The sequence below is a fragment of the Bradyrhizobium sp. SZCCT0231 genome, from assembly GCF_018130245.1.
Taxonomy (GTDB): domain Bacteria; phylum Pseudomonadota; class Alphaproteobacteria; order Rhizobiales; family Xanthobacteraceae; genus Bradyrhizobium; species Bradyrhizobium japonicum_F.
Map to the genome: position 1 here is coordinate 152,527 of NZ_JAFCKP010000001.1, position 19,382 is coordinate 171,908.

Genomic DNA, 19,382 nt, shown 5'->3' on the forward strand with positions numbered 1-19,382 from the left:
CGGAGACCTCAGGGCGGGCGCGCCAAGCCATGTCGTTTGATCGGGTCTTGCGATGGGCTCTGGTTGCGATCGCAATCGCGGGATTGATTGCGGGCACTCTCGCGCGAGCCGCGGGCCGGCCTGATCTGGCCGATGTCGCGTGGGCGCTCGGCACGGCGCCCGTGATTGCAGGATTGGCGGTCTCGATCGTCCAGGATCTGCTGAGCGGCCGCGTCGGAGTGGATGCGATCGCGCTGCTGTCGATGAGTGCGGCGTTGGCGCTCGGACAGCCGCTCGCAGGAGCCGTGGTCGCACTGATGTATTCCGGCGGCAACGTGCTGGAGGAGATCGCGGTCGCACGGGCGGAGCATGATCTGCGATCCCTGGTTGATCGGGCGCCGCGGCAGGTCCATCGCAAATCCGGCGAGCGGATCGAGGATGTTCCGATCGAGGACGTCGCGGTCGGCGAGGAGCTCCTGGTTAAGGCCGGCGAGATCGTACCGGTCGACGGTGTCGTTGCGTCCGCCTTCGCCACGATCGACGAGTCCGCGGTTACCGGCGAACCGATTCCGGTGGAGAAGACACGCGGAAGCGCCGTTCTTTCCGGTTCGCTGAATGCGGGCGAGACCTTCCAATTGACCGTGACCGCGGCGGCCAGCGAGAGCACCTATGCGGGCATCGTGCGCATGGTGACTGCGGCGCAAACGGCGAGAGCTCCCTTCGTGCGCTTGGCCGACCAGTATGCGCTGATCTTTCTGCCGGTGACACTCGTCATCTCCTTTGTGGCATGGCACATCTCCGGCGACGTCACCCGCAGCCTTGCCGTGCTGGTGGCAGCGACGCCTTGCCCCCTGATCCTGGCCGCACCCGTCGCCTTCATTGCCGGGGTGGCCCAAGCGGCCCGCCGCGGCATCCTGGTCAAGGGCGGGAAGGCGCTGGAGGCGTTGGCCCGCGCGCACACCGTGCTGTTCGACAAGACCGGGACCCTGACGGTGGGCGGGGCGCGGTTGCTGTCGGTCGAAGTTGCGCCAGGCGAGGATCCGGATGAGGTCCTCACGCTCGGGGCGTCGCTCGAGCAAGCTTCGCATCACGTGCTGGCAAAGGCCGTCGTCGCTGCGGCCCACGCCCAGGGGCTCAGCCTGAAACCGCCGGAACACGTCAAGGAGGCCATGGGTTCCGGCCTCAGCGGCCAGATCGACGGACGCCACGTCATGGCGGGCTCGCGAGAGATGCTTCTCTCGCGCGCCGAGCTCTCGCCATGGGAGCTGCGGGCGATTCGACGTGCCTCATGGCGCTCGGCGCTGATCGTCTTTGTCGCGGTGGACGGCCGTCTCATCGGCGCGTTGCTGCTGGCAGACGAATTGCGAGCCGATACGCCACGCGCGATCCGGCTGCTGCGCGATGCCGGCATCGCGCGGATGGTGATGGTCACGGGCGATCGCGCCGCGGCGGCGCAGGCCATCGGTGCGGCGCTCGATCTCGATGCCGTGCTGGCCGATCGGATTCCCTCAGACAAGGTCGAGGCGGTGCGCAGCGAACAGCGGCTGCATCCGACCATCATGGTCGGCGACGGCATCAATGATGCCCCGGCGCTGGCCGTGGCTGACACCGGGGTCGCGCTCGGCGCGCGCGGTGCAAGCGCCTCCTCCGAGGCGGCAGATGTGGTCATTCTCACCGATCGGCTGGATCGGGTCGGCGAAGCGATCATCATCGCGCAGCGCGCGCGGCGCATTGCCCTGCAAAGCATCTTCGTCGGGATGGGGTTGTCGCTGGCGGCAATGGCCGCTGCCAGCCTTGGCTGGCTCGATCCCGTACCCGCCGCGATCGTTCAGGAGGTGATCGATGTTGCCGTCATTCTGAACGCGCTGCGAGCGCTCAATCCGTCCCTCGCCAGCAGCGGTCCGCGCCTCACCGCGGAACAGGGGCTGACGCTGCATCACGATCATCAGGCCCTGCTCAAGGACCTCGACCGCCTGCGCCAGATCGTCGATGCGCTGGACGATGCGGTGCCCGAATCCGCCGCTGCGTTGATTGGTGAGGCCGATCGACTGGTCCAGGGCAGCGTCGTGATGCATGAACGCGAGGATGAAGACAGCGTCTATCCGAAGCTCACGGAGGTGCTGCGCGACCGCCACGGGCTCTCTGCCATGAGCCGTGCGCATCGCGAGATATTGCATCTAGCGCGGCTGCTCGCCCGGATCGCGGAGGATCTGCCGTCGGAGAAGATCGATCGCTACCTTGTTCGAGACGCTCAGCGCGTGATCGAGGCGATCGAGACGCTGGTGCGCATGCACACGGCCCAGGAGGAGGATATCTACGAGGCCGTTGCGGCATAGGCGATAGCCGTGCCATGCGCTGGCATCCCGGCCATTGCCTCATCGCGAGACTGGCGTTTCTGCTCTCAATGAGCCCGTACAGCTGATCACAGGCAGCCTTGAGTCAGCTCAATGCAACACAGCTCGATCGGTTCAAGCTGGCGCCGTAAGGTCGCGAGGGAAGGACGGCATGCAGAAGCTCAAACGGGTATTGTGGGGCACTCTGGCGGCTCTCGTCGTGCTGTGGCTGGTTGCGGAGCCCCAGCCATTTGGGCCGGGCTCCTTCTTCCCACTTCGCGAGAGGATGGTGCAATTGAGCGGCGTCCTGGCAATCGGTTGCATGAGCATGGCGATGATCCTCGCGCTGCGGCCGCGCTGGCCGGAGGCTTGGCTGGGCGGTCTCGACAAGATGTATCGCTTGCACAAATGGCTCGGTATCGCGGCGCTTGTGACTGCCATTATCCATTGGCTCTGGGCCAATGCCCCGAAATGGGCGGTCGGTTGGGGTTTGCTGACCCGACCGCAGCGTGGGGCAAGGCCCGCCATCGAGAATCCCATCGAGGCCTTCTTTGTCGGCCTGCATGGACCGGCGGAGGGACTGGGCGAGTGGGCCTTCTACGGCACTGTGGTGCTGATTGCTTTGGCGCTCATTCAAATGTTCCCCTATCGGCTCTTCTACAAGACGCATCGGTTGCTCGCCATCGCCTATCTGGTTCTGGTCTTTCATGCGATCACGCTGATGAAGTTCGGCTACTGGATGTCGCCGCTCGGCTGGATCGTGGGGGCGCTGCTTGCGTTCGGGACATGGGCGGCGGCTGTTACGCTGTTGCGGCGCATTGGGGCTAGGCGGCAGGTCCAAGGCAGGATCACCTCGCTCAAATATTATCCCGGCGTCAGAGCGATCGAGACCGAAATCGAGGTGCCCCACGGCTGGCCGGGGCATCGGCCGGGCCAGTTCGCCTTCGCCACGTCCGATGTCTCCGAGGGCGCGCATCCCTACACGATCGCCTCCGGCTGGAACGCGGCAGACCCCAGGATCATCTTCATCACCAAGGAACTTGGGGACCACACCAGCAGGCTGCGTGAGAAGCTCCGTGTCGGGCAGGAGGTGAAGGTGGAGGGGCCCTATGGCTGCTTCACGTTCGACGATGATTGCTCGCATCAGATCTGGATCGGCGGCGGTATCGGCATCACGCCCTTCGTTGCCCGCATGAAACAGGCGGCCATGAAGGATGTTCCTGGTTGCCCTGTCGCGCAGGCGGTTGACCTCTTTCACACCACCGCCGATGTGGATGAGGAAGCCCTCGGCAAGCTTGCAGCAGATGCGCGCTCGGCAGATGTTCGTCTCCACGTTCTCATTGACGCCCGCGATGGACATCTGACCGGCGAACGCATTCGCGAAGCCGTACCGCAATGGCGTCAGGCGAGCATCTGGTTCTGTGGTCCGGCAGCTTTCGGCGAAGCGCTCAGGCGAGACTTCAGCGTGCTCGGCTTCCCCGTCGAACAGCGGTTTCATCAGGAGCTGTTCGCGATGCGATGATGAAAGTCGCATGCGCATCCCGCTTCCCAACTTGCCCTGGCGGCCAGTCCCTGTAATCTGCAACAAACAACAGGGAAGGGTTCGATGGGAGGAGTTCTGGAGGGCGTGCGCGTGCTCGATTTCGGGCGCTACATCGCCGGGCCCTATTGTGCGACCTTGCTGGCCGAGTTCGGGGCCGAGGTCATCCGCGTCGAGAAGCGCGACGGCAGCGAGGATCGTTTCGTGGCGCCGGTGGGCGAAGGCGGCGAGGGCGCGCTGTTTCTCCAGGTCAATCGCAACAAGAAGTGCATCACGCTCGATCCGATGAAGGCGGAAGGCCAGGAGGTGATGCGCCGCCTGATCGCGACCGCGGACGTCGTGGTCGCCAATCTGCCGCCGCAGACCCTGCGCGCGATGAAGCTCGACTACGATTCGCTCAAGGCGATCAAGCCGGACATCATCCTGACCACGGCGACTGCGTTCGGCGGGCCGGGTCCCTGGTCCGACCGCGTCGGCTTCGACGGCGTCGGGCAGGTGATGTCGGGCTCGGTCTACATGACGGGCGCGGGCGATCCGCCGTATCGGGCCGCCGTGAACTGGGTCGATTTCGGCACCGCGCTGCATTGCGCGTTCGGCACGCTCGCCGCGCTGATCGAGCGCGGCAAATCCGGGCGCGGGCAGATCGTCGAGGGCGCGCTGCTCGCAACCGCTTTGTCCTTCACCAATGCCACGCTGATCGAGCAGGCCGTCATCAACGTCAACCGCGTGCCGACGGGCAATCTCGGCCAGACCGCGGCGCCCGCCGACATCTACCGCACCAAGGACGGCTGGGTGCTGTGCCAGGTCACCGGCCATCCGCTGTTCAAGCGCTGGGCGAGGCTGATGGGTGAGGAGGAGCTTTGGCTGAGCGATCCGCGCTTTGCCGACGACATCAGCCGCGGCAACAACGGCCGCATCATCAGCGAGCGGATGGCGCGCTGGTGCGCCGAGCGTACCACGCAGGAGGCGGTCGATACGCTGGGCCAGGCGATGATCCCGACCGGCCCGGTGCTCTCACCGCAACAGGCGCTGGATCATCCGCACATCCGCGCCGCCGGCTTTATGCAGGACGTCGATTATCCGGGCCTGCCGAAACAGGCGCCGGTCGCCCGCGCCGCGGTGCGGCTGTCGGAAACGCCGGGCGACATCGCGAGCCGTCCGCCGACACTCGGCGAGCACACCGATCGCGTCCTCGCCGAGCTCGGCTACGACAAGGCGGCGATCGCAGCGCTTCGGCAGGGCGGCGTCGTTTAGCGCATTATGAGGCATGATCGCTGCAGCGGCGGAGGTGCCGTGGAAAGCGATTAAACCCAATCTCGTCGCGCTTCAGTTCGTCGCCAGCGCCGTCTTGGCCACCTCGGCCATCCAGGCGGAGGCCACCGGCAGGATCGCGTCGTTGAAATCGTAGCGCGGGCCGTGCAGCTCGGCACCCTCGCGCAACGCGCCATTGCCGATCCAGACGAAGGCGCCCGGCCGCTGCTGCAGATAATGGGCAAAATCCTCGCCGGCCATGCTGGGCGGAAGGTCGCGCCGCACCGGCGCCTGCACCTTCTCCGCGGCGATGCGCGCGAGGTCGGCCTCATCAGGCGTGTTGATCACGACGCCGACACCCATGACGATCTCGGGCGTGACCTTGACGCCGAAGCCGGTCGCTATCCCGGCGCAGGTGCGCTCGATGCCGTCGAGGATGGTGCCCTTGACCGCCTCGCGGTGATACCGCAGCGTGCCGCGGATGGTGACGCGTCCGGCGATCTGGTTCGGCGCGGTGCCGCCTTCGATCGTGCACAACGACAGCACGGCGGTGTCGAGCGGATCGACGCTGCGCGAGGTGACCGATTGCAGCGCCACGATCAAATGGCCTGCCGCCACCACCGGATCGCGCGTCAGATGCGGCATGCCGGCGTGACCGGCATGCCCCTCGATGGTGATGGTGATGCGCCCGCCCGAGGCCATGACGACGCCGTCATGGACCGCGATGGTGCCGGCGGCAAGGCCCGGCCAGTTGTGGAAGCCGAATATCCGCTCCATCGGAAAGCGGTCGAACAGCCCGGCCGCGACCATCGCGCGCGAGCCGCCAAAGCCTTCCTCGGCCGGCTGGAAGATGAAATCGACCGTGCCGCTCCAATCGGTGTCGGCGGCGAGCAGTGCCGCTGCGCCCAGCAGCGAGGCGGTGTGGCCGTCATGGCCGCAGGCATGCATCACGCCGGATATCTTGGAGGCGTATGGCAGGCCGGTGTCCTCGGTGATCGGCAGCGCATCCATGTCGGCGCGCAGGCCGACCCGGCTTCGTGCGTGCCCGCGCGTCAAGGTCGCGACGATGCCGTGCCCGCCGATGTCGGCTTCAAAGGGAATGCCGAGCTCGGTCAGCTTGTCCTGCACGAAGGCGGCGGTGGCTTTTTCCTGGAGCGACAGTTCGGGGTGGGCATGCAGGTGCTGGCGCCACGCGGTCAGTTTCTGGTGGAGTTCGGGGGGCAAGGCAGGGATCTTTCGCTGGGAGGGCCGGCTTGCAACCAGCATAGCCGAATATTGGGCCGCTGCATCAAGCGCCAGCGAATGCCTCGCGTGCAGCAATGCGCCGCTTTTTCCCCGTCATTCCGGGGCGCGCCCCGTGGGCGCGAACCCGGAATCCATCGCGCAGCAATCTCTGTGGCCCAATGGATTCCGGGCTCGCGACTTCGTCGCGCCCCGGAATGACGAGCAATGGGTGTCACGTTCGATTCTTTCTTCGTAGGGTGGGTTACGCCGGGCGGTCTGCGCTGCGCGCGGCCCGCACGGCTAACCCACCCTACAACCTGCCTCACCGCATCGTCGCAACCTGCAGCGCCAGCGCGCAGGCACGGTCGTATTCGTCGAGATTGATCCATTCGTCGACCGTGTGCGCCTCGTTCTGGCCGGCGCCGAAGGTGACGGTCGGAATGCCGTGGCGGACCATCCAGTTGGCGTCCAGGCCGCCATTGGCGGCGCGCACGTTCGGGGTGCCGCCCACGGCAGAGACCGCCTCGACCGCGCGTTTGACCACGGGCAGGCTCTCCTTCATGCGGAACGGATAATAGTCCGTCTCCGCCTTGAACTTGACCTTGCCGGACTTGCCTTGCGCGTTCGTCACCTTCTTGGCCGCCTTCTCGAACGCGGCCTTGTAGGCCTTGGTGATCTCCTTGAAGAACTTGCCGTCATGGCTGCGGCATTCGCCGCGCACATGCACGTAATCGGTGACGACGTTGGTGGCATCGCCCGCCGGGCGGCCCTCGCCGCCGGTGACGGGGCCGACATTGCTGGTGCCTTGCTGCTTGCCCTTCACCACCTTGCCGAACCAGCCGCCGGCCTTCACGTCGGCGAGCGCGAGCGCCATGATCATGGTCGAGGAGATGCCGCGCTCCGGCGCGACGCCGGCATGCGAGGCGCGGCCGAAGATCTCGACGGTCCAGCGGTCGGCGCCGACAGCCCCGATCACGACGTTGGAAGCCGCGCCGCCGTCATAGTTGAAGGCCATCACCGGCGAGCCGAGCTCGTCGAGCTTGACGTGGCGCGCGCCGTAGAGTCCGCTCTCCTCGCGCACGCAGAACAGCAGCGTGATCGGCGGATGATCGAGCTTCTGCTTTACGAGCTCGGCGGCCAGCGTCACCAGCACGCCGCAGCCGCAGCGATTGTCGCCGCCGAGCGCGGTCCTGGCCTCGTTGACGATTTTGCGCCCGGATTTCTTCGGCTTGGCGCCGGCGCACAGCGGCACGGTGTCCATGTGGGTCATGAACATGATGCGGGGGTGGTTGTGCAGCGCGCCGCGGCCGGGCAGGTCGACGATGAGGTTGCCGGTCTCGGTCGGGACGGGAATGCGGGTGTTGGCATCGTCGAGCCGGATCGCCTTCGCCGGCACGCCGGCCTCCTTCAGCGCGGCCGTGAGCTCCCGCCCGATCGCCGCCTCCTGTCCGGTGACGCCCTCCACAGTGAGGAAGCGCATGAGACGGTCGGTGGCGGCTTTGGTGTCGACGGGCATGAGTGATTCCTCTAGCGAGCGGGGCGCGCCATCCTAGGGGCTTGGCGAGGTGTAAGCCAAGAAGATCAGCACGCCGAGCGCCAGCATGGCAGCCATGAACAGCAGCACTGCCGGCAGACCCGCGAGCGCTGCCACCGCGCCGGTCACCGACTGCATCAAGGCCGCACCGAGAAAGAACGCGAGGTTGACGGCCGCGAGCGCCTTGCCCGCGGTCTGCGCGTCGACCAGCTGCCGCGACATGCCGAACAGCAGCGGCTGGGCGGAGGTCGCAAGGCCAATCAGCACGAACAGCACCAGATCGAATTGCGGCGGCATCACGGGCACGCCGAGCAGCGTGGAGACCGCGTAATGCGGTGCGCCCAACGCCATCAGCGCCAGCAGCACCGCCCCGGCCAGATGCGAGCCCGCCACCAGCGCGCGGCGGCGGCCGAGCCTGCGGTCGATCATGCCGATGCACAGCGGGCCTACGATCATCGCCAGCGTGAACGCGCCGAGCTGGTTGCCGGCCTCGACCCGCGTCAGTCCCTTGATCTCCATCAGCCACGGCCCGCCCCACAGGCCGCGCAGCACCAGCGTGCTCGCCAGCGATACCAGCGCCAGCGCGATCAGGCCGCGCAAGGGACGGGAGAGGCCGAGCCTGAGCACCTCGACCATCTGCGAAAGCGGCGAGGACTCGTCCTTGTGCTCGGCCGGCTGGTTCGGCACCAGCGCGAACACCGCAAGCGCCACCGCCACGCCGCCGATCGCGGAGATCCAGAACCCCGCGCGCCAGCCCCAATTGTCGACCACAAGGGCGAGCGGGCTCGCCGACAGCAGCATGCCGATATTGCCGATCGAGAGGATCGCGCCCGACCACAGACCGAAGCGGCCCGGCGACAATTGCTTGGCCGCCAGCGTCATCGGGCACATCAGCATGCCCGAGGTGGCAACGCCCAGCAGCAGCTGCCCGACGGCAAAGCTCTCAGGTCCCGTCGCAAACCCCGAGGCCACCGCACCGAACACGGTCCCCGCCAGCAAGCCGAGCGACACCGGCCGCACGCCGAAGCGGTCCATCGCCGCGCCGACCGGGATCTGCGAAGCCGCAAAGGCGAAGGGATAGACCGAGGTGAGGCTGGCCAGCGTCTGCGGCTCGATGTGGAAATCCGCCGCCATCAGGTCGAGGCTCACGGCCGGAATGGTGCGCAGCAGGGTGGACAGCATGTGGCCGCAGGCGAGCGCGAGCAGCGCGAAGATCAGCGCGCGGGTGGCGGTGCCCGCGTCGTTGGCGGCGGTGGTCATGAGCGTCCCGTCCCGAGGAGGTTTTGGGTGGGGTTACATGATTGGGGAGCGGGTGCCAATGGCCGGACGGATACGTTGGTGCAGAGGCGGACCGGATGTGATGTCAGGATTGCTCGGGCGGCCGCAGGCCGCGAACGAGATAACAACCGCTGCACACGCAAGGCACCGCCAGCGTCACCCACGAAAGGGGCCACCAAATGCCCCCTTCACCGACCAGGGCGGCAAGCAGACCGAACAGCGTCACGAGCGCCAGCAGCGCCGGGATCGCCCAGGGCGCCCGCCTTGTCCGGCTTATGCTCATCGGGAAGCCTCAGTCGAGGCTGTTCCCACCGCGTCGACGACAGCGCGGCCTGAGCGCCATTTGGCGAGCCAGAGATACAGGCCGCTGATCAGGATGAAGATGGTGACGATGTCGAGGGTCGCCCAGATGATCTTCAGCGGCAGCCCGCCGTAGTCGCCGAAATGCAGCGGCTGCGACACGAACAATGCCGTCGCGTACCACGGCATGTCGCGAACCACGACGACTTCGCCGCTGGCCGCATCGATGATGGCTGGCTTGAGAATGCGGCTCGTGAGCGGCGTATCCCCGGTCAGGAACGCCGCATAATGAGTGGGTGTTGAAAATGGGCTGCCGGGAAAGGCGAGCGTCGTCACGGTCATTCCCGGCACGGCCGCGCGGACATTGGCGAGCACCAGGTCAACCGGAGCTTTGCGGTCTCCTTGCGCCTGACCCCGGTTTTGCGCGGCCATGTCGAGCAACTGGTTCGACTGCCACATCAGCTCGATCGGCGCCGCCAGCGTATTGATCACGCCCGTCAGCGTGACGATGCCGAACCAGGCCAGGGTGATGATGCCGAGCAGATTGTGCAGGTCCAGCCAGCGCAGCCGGTTGCTCTGCCGCTTGCGTATCTCGCCGAACCTGAGGCGCCGCGCGAACGGCCCGTACAGCACCATGCCCGAGACGATCGAAGCCGTCAGCAGTAGTCCCATGCCGCCGAGGAACAACATGCCCTTGATGCCGGCAAACAAATCGGCATGGAGCCGCAGCATGACATAAATGAAGCCCTCGTTGGGCTGATCGGCGCTGAGTGCCTTGCCGGTCCGGACGTCGAACACCTTGTAGAAGAAGGTGTCCGGAGCAGACGTCATGCTGCCGGCCGTCGGTATCTTCACGATTGGTTTCTCGCGATCGTAGAACAGATATGGCACGACCTCACCCGGCCGCTCGGCGAGCGCCTCGGCGATCATCGTATCGACCGACGCGCGGATGCCGGGTGCAGCGACTTTGTCGATGGCCGGATTTGGTCCCAGCTCCTCGTGAAAGATGAGGGGCAACCCCGTGAGACACAGCAGCAGCGCAAAGATCGTGCAGATCAGGCTGCTCCACTTGTGAACCCAGGACCACCACCGCAGCCGTCTCGCCGTCATGGCCGGCACAGCATCATGCGATCACCATCTGTAGCGCAGGCCCGCGAGCACCAGCCGGCCGTTTCCGAACTGGCAGTAGAAGTTGGAGCTGCAGCTGGTGTAGTAGCTCTTGTCGAACAGGTTGGTGACGTTGAGCGTGACCTCCGCGCCCTTCCAGGCCCGCACCAGATTGGCGAGATCGTACCGAACCGCGGCGTCCACCACGACGTATCCCGGCGATACCAGGCTGTTGATGTCGTCGCCATAGCTGGGCCCGACCGAACGCACGCCGCCGCCGATGGTCAGGCCGGCAAGGCCGCCGGTGAGGAAGCTGTAATTGGCCCAGAGCGATTCGAAATGCGTCGGCACGGCTTGAGGTCGCTTGCCGATCGCGGTGAGATCGGTCGATTTCGTCACCTTGGTGTCGAGGAAGGTCGAGGCCGCGATGATCTCGATGTTCTCGGTCGGCTTGCCGCGCGCCTCCAGCTCGATGCCGCGCGAGCGGATCTCGCCCTGCTGCACGCTGAAGCCCGGCACGGCAGACGGCGTCAGCGTGTTCTGCTGGCGCAGATCGAACACGGCTGCCGTGAACAGCATGTCGGCAAAGGCCGGCTTGTATTTCAGGCCGCCTTCATACTGCTCGCCCGTCGTGGGAACGAAGGGCAGTCCGTCCGGCCCGACACCGATGGTCGGCTCGAACGACGTCGAATAGCTGACATAGGGGGCGAGCCCGTTGTCGAAGAGATAGAGCAAGCCGGCGCGATAGGTCTGCTTGTCGGCGTCCTGCGATGTCTTGGCCAGCGAGATGCGGTTGTCGTTGTTCTGCTCCGTCCAGTCGTGCCGGGTGCCGAGCGTCAGGCGGAAGCCGCCGAACTTCATCTGGTCCTGGACGTAGATGCCGGTCTGCGACAGCGACTGGTCGTTGTTGATGAACGGGAACAACGTTCCCACCGGTTGATAATAGGCGGGATTGACGACATCCAGCGAGGTCGCGCCGCCGAACTGATAGAGCCACGAGCTGCGCGTGTTCTGCTGGTCCCAGCCGGCGAGCACGGTGTGCTCGACCGCGGACGTCCTGAAGTCGAAACGCAGGCGGTTGTCGGCGGCGATGCCTTCGGCACTCTCGGTCGACCGGATCGCCGCGCGGGGGATCGTGCCGGCCGCGGTGAGCGGGCCGAACATTTGCAGCGACTGGAAGTCGGTATCGACCTTGGAGTAACGCAGCGCGGAGTGGAAGCTGACGACATCGTTCAGGCGGCGGTCGAACACATATCCGACGCCCGATTGCTCGCGCTCGAAGCGGTCGAAGCCGGGGTCGCCGATGTTCAGATTGCGGTTGAGATAGGGCTTGTACGCGGCGGGCGCGAGCGATTGCGGATAGAGCGAGTTGAAATAGCCGCCCTTCGGATCGCGCTGGTAGAAGCCGGACACCGTCAGCTGCGTATCGGCATCCGGGCGCCACGTAATCGCCGGCGCGACGCCGAAGCGCTGTTCGTCCACGTCGTCGTAACGCGTGCCGGACATCCGGCCGATTGCGCTGAAGCTGTAGAGCCATTGATGCGCGGCATCCAATGCGCCCTGGCTGGTGATGCCGCCCTGGACGCGGCCGTGGCTGCCGCCTTCGATACGCGCTTCATTGTAGGGAATGTCGTTCGGCTGGCGGCTGACCAGATTGACGAGACCGCCGGGGCTGATCTGTCCGTACAGGACGGCCGAGGGGCCCTTGATGACCTCGATGCGGTCGAGCAGGAACGCGTCGATCGACGTGACCGCAAAAGCCTGGCCGCGCGGCAGCTTCAATCCGTCGAGGAAGCTAACGAAATTGGTGGAGGTGCCGAAGCCGCCGATGCCGCGCAGGAACACGCTGTCATAGCGGGTGGTTGCGTCGCGTTCGGAGAGGACGCCCGCCGTGTATTGCAGGGCATTTCCGACGGTCTGCGGGTTCTGCTCGTCGATCTGCCGGCGCGTTATCGTGGTGACCGATTGCGGTGTCTCCAGTACGGGCGTGGACGTCTTCGTCGCCGTCGACTGGCTGGTGGCAAGCACCCGGTCGCGCGTGTCCTGCCGGGCTGTTGCGGATGCCGCCGCGGGAGCAGCCGGCACCGGCGCCGTCGGATTGCTCCTCGCCCGGGCGCTGCGCCGCGTCGCCGCCTGTTGACGCTGTGATGTGACGTTGCGTGCCGCCCGTTGTGCTTGCGGTGCGTCCACCGTGACCGGCGGTAGCGCGGAGCTTTGCGCAACGGCCGGTACGTCGAACGCCAGAAAAGCGGTAGAACCAAGCAAAAGTGTCGCGCCTCGCAGAGTCCGCTGCGATCTCCCGGTCATTCCCATTCCAAAACCCCACCAAAAATCTGCGAGCTGGCTTAAAACAAAACGGGACGGAACTGTCCAGTTATGTCGTTGGCGTTTTCGCTTATTTAGAACTATTAAAAGTCCAGAATGATTCCCGGGATCGCGCAGGGGAAGGCATGAAGACGGCATTGAAGACCGGCAGACGCGCCAAGAGGCGTGGCGGCGAAGGGCGTGGCGGACGGCCGACCAAGGCCGAAGCGCAGGCGATCGAGGAGCGGATCCTTGCGGTTGCTGCAGAATTGTTCGCCCGGGATGGCTATGCCGCGACCTCGATGGAGCGAGTCGTCTCGGAATGCGGGGCGGGCAAGGACACCATCTACCGGCGATATCCGTCGAAGCGGGCGATCTTCGTCGCCGTGCTCGAGCGAAGCCGCCGGCGGATCATGGCCCGATTGGCTGATCTTCAGGTGAGGCAATCGGGTCAAGACAGCCTCGCGCAGCTCAAGGAGCTGGCAAGCCTTCTGCTCGACATCAATCTCGATCCGGAACTGGTGGCCTTCAAGCGCATCGCCGCGAGCGAAAGTCTGGTGGCCGCCGGAAGCCAGGCCGAGCCTGAGCCCGATGCAATCATGTCGCTGCTGCGGACGTCGCTCACGAAAGCTCAGGCCGATCAGCGCATCGTGTCGGGTGACGTCAATTTCCTGACCGACTTTCTCATCAACAGCATCATCGTCGGCCCGACGACTCTGGCGATGTTCGGCTACAAACCGCTCGCCTCGGCCAAGGAGCGGAAGCTATATTTCGATAAGGCATGGAAATTATTCTTGGGAGGAGCTGCCGGTCGACGCGAATAGGCGCAAGCACGGCCGGCGGCTGGTCCAAAGATAGATCATTTGGCCCCATATGATCCATCAATAGCTCAATTCTTGAGGCTGCTCAGCCGGATGCGTCAGGCGTGGATTTCATCGCAACCAACAACTTCCGCGTCTCGTCCAGCAGTGCCCGGATCGTCCTTCGCTCGTCGAACCGTTCTCGTGTGAATGCGCCGTGCTTTCGCGCATTCTGGTTTCCCAATGGCGCTCCCGATCCCGCGGCGCCGCCATGCATGCGGCAGCGGGGCTTGCCGCGTACCGCGGGCGCGGAGCAGGCGAAGCCGCTGCGTGTGCCGGCACCGCAGCGCGGGCTTGCCATCATCGCGCGCGTGTTGCGGATGTGACCGGCACTCATGCGTTGGCGCCTTGCCTTGTGGCGGCCCGGTCGTGTTCGCGCTCGCCGGCTTCGCGGGACGCGACGAGTCCTGGACCTGCCGCGGTGTCCGGATCGGCGCCGATCAGCTGCGCATGCTGCGTGACGTTGCCCACGATCGCCCGTCCACCGTCCTGCACCGACAGGTTCTGCACGGTGATCGAGCGCGCGTCGCTGTTGCGGTGGCGATTCAGCGCCTCGACCTGGGCGGCGAAGGTGCGGGAGAGCCGGGTCAGTGCGCGGGTGACGCTCTCCTGCTGCGGCAGACCGTCGGTGCAGGCGAGTCGGCAGGCGCAACGCATCGCCGCCATGTGAACCGACACCATCTGGGACGCCAGCATGGCCTCGATGGAATCCTTCGGCGCGATGCTCCTGATGGTCGAGATCATGAAGGCGAGGTTGGCTTCGTCGGGCTTCTGTCCGATCACGCTCGCCTTGACCAATTGCCTCAGCATGCCGTGCATCGCGTCGCGGTCGACGGCACCGAGCGCCTCGGCCAGCAACCGCTCGCCGGCCTGCGGGTCCGGATGGCTGATCGCAATGCGGCGCTTGTAGAGCTTGACCCGCGGGCTCACGGCGGGCCCGCTGCGATGGCTTGCCGTGAGCGGCGAGGTGATGTGGCGTTCGAGAGCTGTCGTCATGTGCTGTGTCCTTTGACGGCGCAGGCGCGAGCGAGCGTTCGCTGCTGCGCGCGAATGCGAATTTCGGAATGTCGATGAAGGGTTTACGCGCAACCGCGTCGGGGCGGCTGCGGTCGGGCAGGCCGTGACGCTCACGATTGTTGCGATGATGCCATCATGCCACTGTTTTGCCCGACGAGTCAAAATCGATTTCGTAAATCCGAAAAATTCTTTTCCCTGCGCAAGTCCTTGTTCCGACAGGGGGCCGGCTACTGTGCATGGGGTTGTTTTCGCACTTTTTGTTTGGAAGCGGCGCGCACGTGCCGTGCGGCGGAATGCCGGCGCCCGAACGCGATTGCGAAATCCGGCACGGCCGCTAATCATGATCTTCGAAGGCGTCGCACCAACAAACATGCACAAGCGGCGCCAAGAGGTCTGGGAGAGAACGAATGCAACGAACCGCCCGCCTGCTGGCAGTCATCGCCGGATTGTGCGCTTCGGTGCCGGCGACAGAGGCGCTCGCGCAGAAATACCCGTCGCGGCCGGTCAAGGTCATGGTCGGCTTCAGCGCGGGCGGTCCGGTCGACGTCGTCGCGCGCATCATTGGCGATCGCCTCGGTAACAAGCTCGGCCAGCCCTTCGTGGTCGAGAACCGTGCCGGCGCCAACGGCATGATCGCCGCCGAAGGCGTCGCGCGCGCCGATGCGGACGGCTACACCATGCTCGCCTGCAACTCGTCGACGATCACGCTCAACAAGACGCTGTTCAAGGAGATCCGCTACGATCCGCAAGTCGACTTTGCGCCGCTCACCACGGTCGTGTCGGCCCCGCTCGTCCTCGTCGTCAATCCCGAGAATCCCAAGACGGCGAACATCAAGTCGGTGGCCGATCTCGTCGCTGCCGCAAAGGCCGCGCCCGGCGCGCTCGCCTACGGCTCCGGCGGCAACGGCAACCTCGCCCATCTCGCCATGGAGCTGCTCAGCCAGAAGGCCGGCATCAAGCTGATCCACGTGCCCTATCGCGGCGGTTCGGCCGCCGAGGTCGGCATCCTCGCGCAGGAGGTGCTGGCGGTGTTCGATCCGCTCTCCGCCGTGCCACTGGTGAAGGCCGGCAAGCTGCGCGCGCTGGCGGTGTCGTCGGCCGAGCGGTTGCCGGCGCTGCCCGACGTGCCGACCGTGGCGGAAGCAGGTTATCCCGGCTTCGACATCTCGTTCTGGGTCGGCTTCTTCATGCCGAAGGCGACGCCCGCGCCGATCCTGGAGACGCTGCACCGGGAGATCGTCACTGCCGCCAAGGATCCGGCGGTCGCGGAGAAGCTCGGCTCGCAGGGTGTCGTCAGCGTGCTCAGCCAGACCGACTACGCCGCGAAGATCGCGAAGGAGACCAAGGAGCTCGCCGAGGTGGTCGCGGCCGCGAACATCAAGGCGGAGTGAGGCGCGGCCGGCGAGCGCGACGCGCTATCCGCCGATCAGCTGCTCCAGCCGATCGAGCAGCGGACGCTGTCCCGCATTGATCTTCTCCTGTGCCGCGTCGAGGGTGAACCATTCGGCGCGGTCGACTTCCGGAAAGGCCTGCCGCTTGCCGCTGCGCGGCGGCCATTCCATCTCGAACGTGTTGCTGCGAATGCTGCGCACGTCGATGTCGAGCTCTGCCGCGAACGCGGTGACGAGCTTGCCCCCGCGCTGCCTGACCTCGCCAAGCGGGCTCAGCGGCACGGACAGCTCAAGCCCGAGCTCCTCGGCGAACTCGCGTCGCGCGGCACCCTCTGCGTCTTCTCCGTCCGCGTACTCGCCCTTCGGGATCGACCATGCGCGGGAATCCTTGTTGCGCCAGAACGGCCCGCCGGGATGGACGAGGAGCACCTCGATGTTCCGTCGCTTGCGATAGGCGATGATCCCGGCACTCTTCGATGGCATTGCAGGTTCCGTGCAGGCGTGGGCGGCAGCCTATTGGTTCGGGAAAATACCGGAACAGAGCGAGCCGCGCGAGCGTCGGGTGATCGAGAGATCGACTAGACGATCGAGATCGGAGCCGCGCAAGCGAGCGGCTCCGATCACTAACCGGACGGGTGGCCGGTCGGCGCTTACGCCTTGGGAGAATCCTTGGGAAAATCCTTGCGCATCGCGATCTCGGCGGCATCGCCGGGCGACAGCACGGTCTGGTCGAAGGCGGCCTGCGGCTTCGTCATGATGTCGTAGAGCGAGATGCCCTTGATCGGCTTGCCCATGAGCTCACGGACACAGTCGGCGAGCGTCCCGTTGTAGACGAGATAGGGCGGGCCTCGATCCTTCTGCCTCTCGCCTTTGAGCGACGGCCACTTCTTCAGCTCGGCCGGCGCGTCATAGGCGATCGGCGATCCCTCTTTGAACATGCGCTTGGTCCCGGTGGCTTGGATCGCCGGGAAACCTACAGCCGCCGGGTAAACACCCGTTAAAGAATTAGTTCAAATCAGCCGGCAACAAAGGCGAGCAGGGTGCCGTTGGCCTTGGCCGGCGGCACGCAGATCGCAGCCCCGCTCCGCACGGCGGCTGAACCCAGCGCCTTTTCCGTCGCCGCGAGATCGCCGCTGACCAGCACCAGCGCGGCCCCGCCGCGCTCGGAGAGTCCCGCGAGCGGCACGCCGGGATAGCGCTTGGCGAGCTGGTCCAGCGTCAGATAGACGAAGTCGGCGCGATCGCCGCCGGAGAGCACCGTAACGGCGCCGTCGGCGTCGGTCGTCGGCTCGCGGTCGATGATCCGGCCGAGATGCACGGCCTCCTGCGCCGGCTCGGGCGTGGCGATCAGCGTCTGCCTGATCCGCTTGGCCGCATTGGCGTGGGTCATCAACTCGGGAATCCACACGGTCTCGCGGGTTTTGTGCTGACACGCAAAAATGCGCACGCCGCCCGGCGCTTCCGCGGTCGGCCACATGAAGGTGCGGAATTTCGCCGCCGAGACCGTGCCGTTTGGCAGCGTCACGGGACGTTCGAAATCGGTCGGGCCGATCGGCTCCAGGCCCCGTGCACGAATCTCCTCGGCGCCGGCGGCGGAATCGACTGCGGTGAAGGCGATGCGCTCGATGCCTTCGCCGCGCTTGTCGAGGAAGGCGCGCGCCGGCGCATTGAGCTCGGTCGCAGCGAGCACGCCGAGCAGCTCCATATAATCGGGGTCGAACATGATGGTGTAGTTGCCCGTGCCCATGTGGACGCTGTGGGTGCCGCGCGGGGAGATAGTGAAGCCGAGTTGCCGATAATTCTCGGCGGCCTTGTCGAGGTCCTTCACCATGACCACGGCGTGGTCGATACCGATGATGTTCTTGAGGGCCACTGTTCTTCCCCGATTTTCAAGCTGACTTTGGGCCGCGCCGGCGGCTGCCGGTCATGTCTACGCCGGATAGGCGGCCAAGTCATTTTCAATTCAGCGCTGGAGGCGGAATTTCATTCCGCGCAAGGCATCCTCGTGCGGCGCACGTCAGCGCGCCTGCTCGATATAGGCGGCGAGGATTGCGCGCTCCTCGCTGGTCATCTCGGTGATGTTGCCCGGCGGCATGGCATTGGACCAGGCGGCCGCACGCCCGATCAGGCGGATGTTGCGATGGATGTGCTCGGGCGCGTCGAGCAGGATGCCTTTCGGGGCGGTCACGATGCCGGCCCAGACCGGCTCGGCCGCGTGGCACATGCTGCAGCGGGAGATCACGATCTCCTCCACATTGGCGCGCGTCGGCGGCATCGACAATGCCCCCGTCTTCACCTCGCGCGGGCCGGCGGCGGAGAGGAACAGGATCGCGATCACGCCCACGGCCGCCACGCCCCACACCCACCACGGCGAGTTGCGCCCGGCATGGCGCTCGTTGAAGAAGTGGCGGATCACCGGCCCCAGCGCCAGGATGATCGCGACGATGATCCAGTTGAAGCGCGTGGCGTAGAGCAGGGGATAATGGTTGCTGATCATCAGCACGACCACGGGGAGCGTCAGATAGTTGTTGTGGACCGAGCGTTCCTTGCTGGCCTTGCCGAGTCTTGGATCGGGAGCCCGGCCCGCGATGAGGCTGGCCACGATCTTTTTCTGGTTCGGGATGATCAGCGCGAAGACATTAGCCACCATGATGGTGCCGATGATCGCGCCGATCTGGTTGAAGGCGCCGCGTCCGCTCAGCACATGGGTGAAGGCGTAAGTGAGCGCGACCAGGAACAGATAGCCGCCGACGGCAAAGGGCAGCTCGCGCTGCGCGAGCCCGGTGCGGCAGGCGGCTTCATAGAGCAGCCACGCCAGCGCCAGGCTGCAGAGGCTGAACAGGCCGGCCTGAAATGGCGTGAGGTCGAGGATCGACTTGTCGACCAGGAACAGATCGGCCTCGAGATAGTACACCACCACCATCAATGCGAAACCGGACAGCCAGGTGGTGTAGGCTTCCCATTTGAACCAGGTCAGCTCGTCCGGCATTTGGCTCGGGGCCACCAGGTATTTCATGATCCGGTAGAAGCCACCGCCATGGACCTGCCAGGCTTCGCCCTGCACGCCATCAGGCAGATCGCCTCTAGGCCTGAGGCTGAGATCGAGGGCGATGAAATAGAAGGAACTGCCGATCCAGGCGATCGCGGCCACCACGTGCAGCCAGCGCAGCAGCAGGCTCGCCCATTCCGATATGACGGATCCCCACATGATCTTCCCATCAGTCGCGACAGCCATGCCGCAAGCCTCGATGACCGCGACCGGCC

General features: G+C 65.7%; 16 protein-coding genes. 5 read left to right on the plus strand and 11 right to left on the minus strand.

Translation table 11 applies throughout. From position 1 onward, the window contains the following. Nucleotides 1–29 precede the first annotated feature (29 nt). From JQ566_RS00780 to JQ566_RS00790, 3 genes are all read left to right on the plus strand, one after another. Complete coding sequence (locus tag JQ566_RS00780; RefSeq protein ID WP_212368105.1) at nt 30–2,315, plus strand: heavy metal translocating P-type ATPase; 2,286 nt, start codon at nt 30–32, stop codon at nt 2,313–2,315. A gap of 169 nt (nt 2,316–2,484) precedes the next feature. Next, on the plus strand, nt 2,485–3,834 hold the full coding sequence (locus tag JQ566_RS00785; RefSeq protein WP_212368108.1) for a ferredoxin reductase family protein: 1,350 nt from the start codon (nt 2,485–2,487) through the stop codon (nt 3,832–3,834). 84 nt (nt 3,835–3,918) lie between these two features. Then, the gene (locus JQ566_RS00790) at nt 3,919–5,106 is read left to right on the plus strand and encodes a CaiB/BaiF CoA transferase family protein (protein WP_212368111.1); all 1,188 of its coding nucleotides are present in this window, start codon (nt 3,919–3,921) and stop codon (nt 5,104–5,106) included. 72 nt (nt 5,107–5,178) lie between these two features. Here the strand turns inward: JQ566_RS00790 and JQ566_RS00795 are convergent, their stop codons facing one another. From JQ566_RS00795 to JQ566_RS00815, 5 genes are all read right to left on the minus strand, one after another. Then, on the minus strand, nt 5,179–6,327 hold the full coding sequence (locus JQ566_RS00795) for an amidohydrolase (protein WP_212368128.1): 1,149 nt from the start codon (nt 6,325–6,327) through the stop codon (nt 5,179–5,181). Between the two features lie 322 nt (nt 6,328–6,649). Further along, the gene (locus JQ566_RS00800; protein WP_212368131.1) at nt 6,650–7,843 is read right to left on the minus strand and encodes a M20/M25/M40 family metallo-hydrolase; all 1,194 of its coding nucleotides are present in this window, start codon (nt 7,841–7,843) and stop codon (nt 6,650–6,652) included. A gap of 33 nt (nt 7,844–7,876) precedes the next feature. Continuing rightward, nucleotides 7,877–9,121 carry an MFS transporter gene (locus JQ566_RS00805; RefSeq protein ID WP_212368134.1) on the minus strand — a complete coding sequence of 415 codons (1,245 nt, stop codon included), beginning with the start codon at nt 9,119–9,121 and terminating at the stop codon, nt 7,877–7,879. A gap of 297 nt (nt 9,122–9,418) precedes the next feature. Beyond that, complete coding sequence (locus JQ566_RS00810; RefSeq protein ID WP_212368150.1) at nt 9,419–10,549, minus strand: PepSY-associated TM helix domain-containing protein; 1,131 nt, start codon at nt 10,547–10,549, stop codon at nt 9,419–9,421. 21 nt (nt 10,550–10,570) lie between these two features. Next, a complete protein-coding gene (locus tag JQ566_RS00815) occupies nt 10,571–12,631 on the minus strand; it encodes a TonB-dependent siderophore receptor (RefSeq protein ID WP_212368153.1) in 2,061 nt (686 codons plus the stop codon). Between the two features lie 182 nt (nt 12,632–12,813). Here JQ566_RS00815 and JQ566_RS34440 point away from each other — a divergent pair, with 182 nt between their 5' ends. Beyond that, the gene (locus JQ566_RS34440) at nt 12,814–13,674 is read left to right on the plus strand and encodes a TetR/AcrR family transcriptional regulator (protein WP_212368157.1); all 861 of its coding nucleotides are present in this window, start codon (nt 12,814–12,816) and stop codon (nt 13,672–13,674) included. A gap of 82 nt (nt 13,675–13,756) precedes the next feature. Here the strand turns inward: JQ566_RS34440 and JQ566_RS34785 are convergent, their stop codons facing one another. Both JQ566_RS34785 and JQ566_RS00830 read right to left on the minus strand, forming a co-directional pair. After that, entirely contained in the window at nt 13,757–14,047 is a 291-nt protein-coding gene (locus JQ566_RS34785; protein WP_349643295.1) for an HGGxSTG domain-containing protein, read from the minus strand. Beyond that, complete coding sequence (locus JQ566_RS00830) at nt 14,044–14,706, minus strand: hypothetical protein (RefSeq protein WP_212368163.1); 663 nt, start codon at nt 14,704–14,706, stop codon at nt 14,044–14,046. Before JQ566_RS00830 ends, JQ566_RS34785 begins: the two co-directional genes overlap by 4 nt. 428 nt (nt 14,707–15,134) lie before the next feature. Here JQ566_RS00830 and JQ566_RS00835 point away from each other — a divergent pair, with 428 nt between their 5' ends. Beyond that, nucleotides 15,135–16,118, plus strand: a complete 984-nt coding sequence (locus JQ566_RS00835; RefSeq protein WP_212368166.1) for a Bug family tripartite tricarboxylate transporter substrate binding protein — start codon at nt 15,135–15,137, stop codon at nt 16,116–16,118. Nucleotides 16,119–16,142: 24 nt separating this feature from the next. On the opposite strand, the gene JQ566_RS00840 is transcribed toward JQ566_RS00835, so the two are convergent. The 4 genes from JQ566_RS00840 to JQ566_RS00855 all read right to left on the minus strand — a co-directional run bounded on the left by JQ566_RS00840 (nt 16,143) and on the right by JQ566_RS00855 (nt 19,326). Beyond that, nucleotides 16,143–16,601 carry an NUDIX hydrolase gene (locus tag JQ566_RS00840; protein WP_212368169.1) on the minus strand — a complete coding sequence of 153 codons (459 nt, stop codon included), beginning with the start codon at nt 16,599–16,601 and terminating at the stop codon, nt 16,143–16,145. Nucleotides 16,602–16,768: 167 nt separating this feature from the next. After that, a complete protein-coding gene (locus tag JQ566_RS00845) occupies nt 16,769–17,056 on the minus strand; it encodes a hypothetical protein (RefSeq protein WP_212368171.1) in 288 nt (95 codons plus the stop codon). A 77-nt stretch (nt 17,057–17,133) separates the two neighbouring features. Further along, nucleotides 17,134–17,991 (minus strand): VOC family protein, encoded by an 858-nt coding sequence (locus JQ566_RS00850; RefSeq protein ID WP_212368174.1) that lies wholly within the window; start codon nt 17,989–17,991, stop codon nt 17,134–17,136. Between the two features lie 144 nt (nt 17,992–18,135). Then, complete coding sequence (locus tag JQ566_RS00855; RefSeq protein WP_212371421.1) at nt 18,136–19,326, minus strand: urate hydroxylase PuuD; 1,191 nt, start codon at nt 19,324–19,326, stop codon at nt 18,136–18,138. Between the last annotated feature and the right edge of the window lie 56 nt (nt 19,327–19,382).

Coding starts and splice junctions, on each gene's coding strand:
- JQ566_RS00805 (WP_212368134.1), bottom strand. CDS start 9,121: ATGACCACCGCCGCCAACGACGCGGGCACCGCCACCCGCGCGCTGATC.
- JQ566_RS00855 (WP_212371421.1), bottom strand. CDS start 19,326: ATGTGGGGATCCGTCATATCGGAATGGGCGAGCCTGCTGCTGCGCTGG.
- JQ566_RS00800 (WP_212368131.1), bottom strand. CDS start 7,843: ATGCCCGTCGACACCAAAGCCGCCACCGACCGTCTCATGCGCTTCCTC.
- JQ566_RS00785 (WP_212368108.1), top strand. CDS start 2,485: ATGCAGAAGCTCAAACGGGTATTGTGGGGCACTCTGGCGGCTCTCGTC.
- JQ566_RS00845 (WP_212368171.1), bottom strand. CDS start 17,056: ATGTTCAAAGAGGGATCGCCGATCGCCTATGACGCGCCGGCCGAGCTG.
- JQ566_RS00790 (WP_212368111.1), top strand. CDS start 3,919: ATGGGAGGAGTTCTGGAGGGCGTGCGCGTGCTCGATTTCGGGCGCTAC.
- JQ566_RS00780 (WP_212368105.1), top strand. CDS start 30: ATGTCGTTTGATCGGGTCTTGCGATGGGCTCTGGTTGCGATCGCAATC.
- JQ566_RS00810 (WP_212368150.1), bottom strand. CDS start 10,549: ATGACGGCGAGACGGCTGCGGTGGTGGTCCTGGGTTCACAAGTGGAGC.
- JQ566_RS00840 (WP_212368169.1), bottom strand. CDS start 16,601: ATGCCATCGAAGAGTGCCGGGATCATCGCCTATCGCAAGCGACGGAAC.
- JQ566_RS00835 (WP_212368166.1), top strand. CDS start 15,135: ATGCAACGAACCGCCCGCCTGCTGGCAGTCATCGCCGGATTGTGCGCT.
- JQ566_RS34785 (WP_349643295.1), bottom strand. CDS start 14,047: ATGAGTGCCGGTCACATCCGCAACACGCGCGCGATGATGGCAAGCCCG.
- JQ566_RS00830 (WP_212368163.1), bottom strand. CDS start 14,706: ATGACGACAGCTCTCGAACGCCACATCACCTCGCCGCTCACGGCAAGC.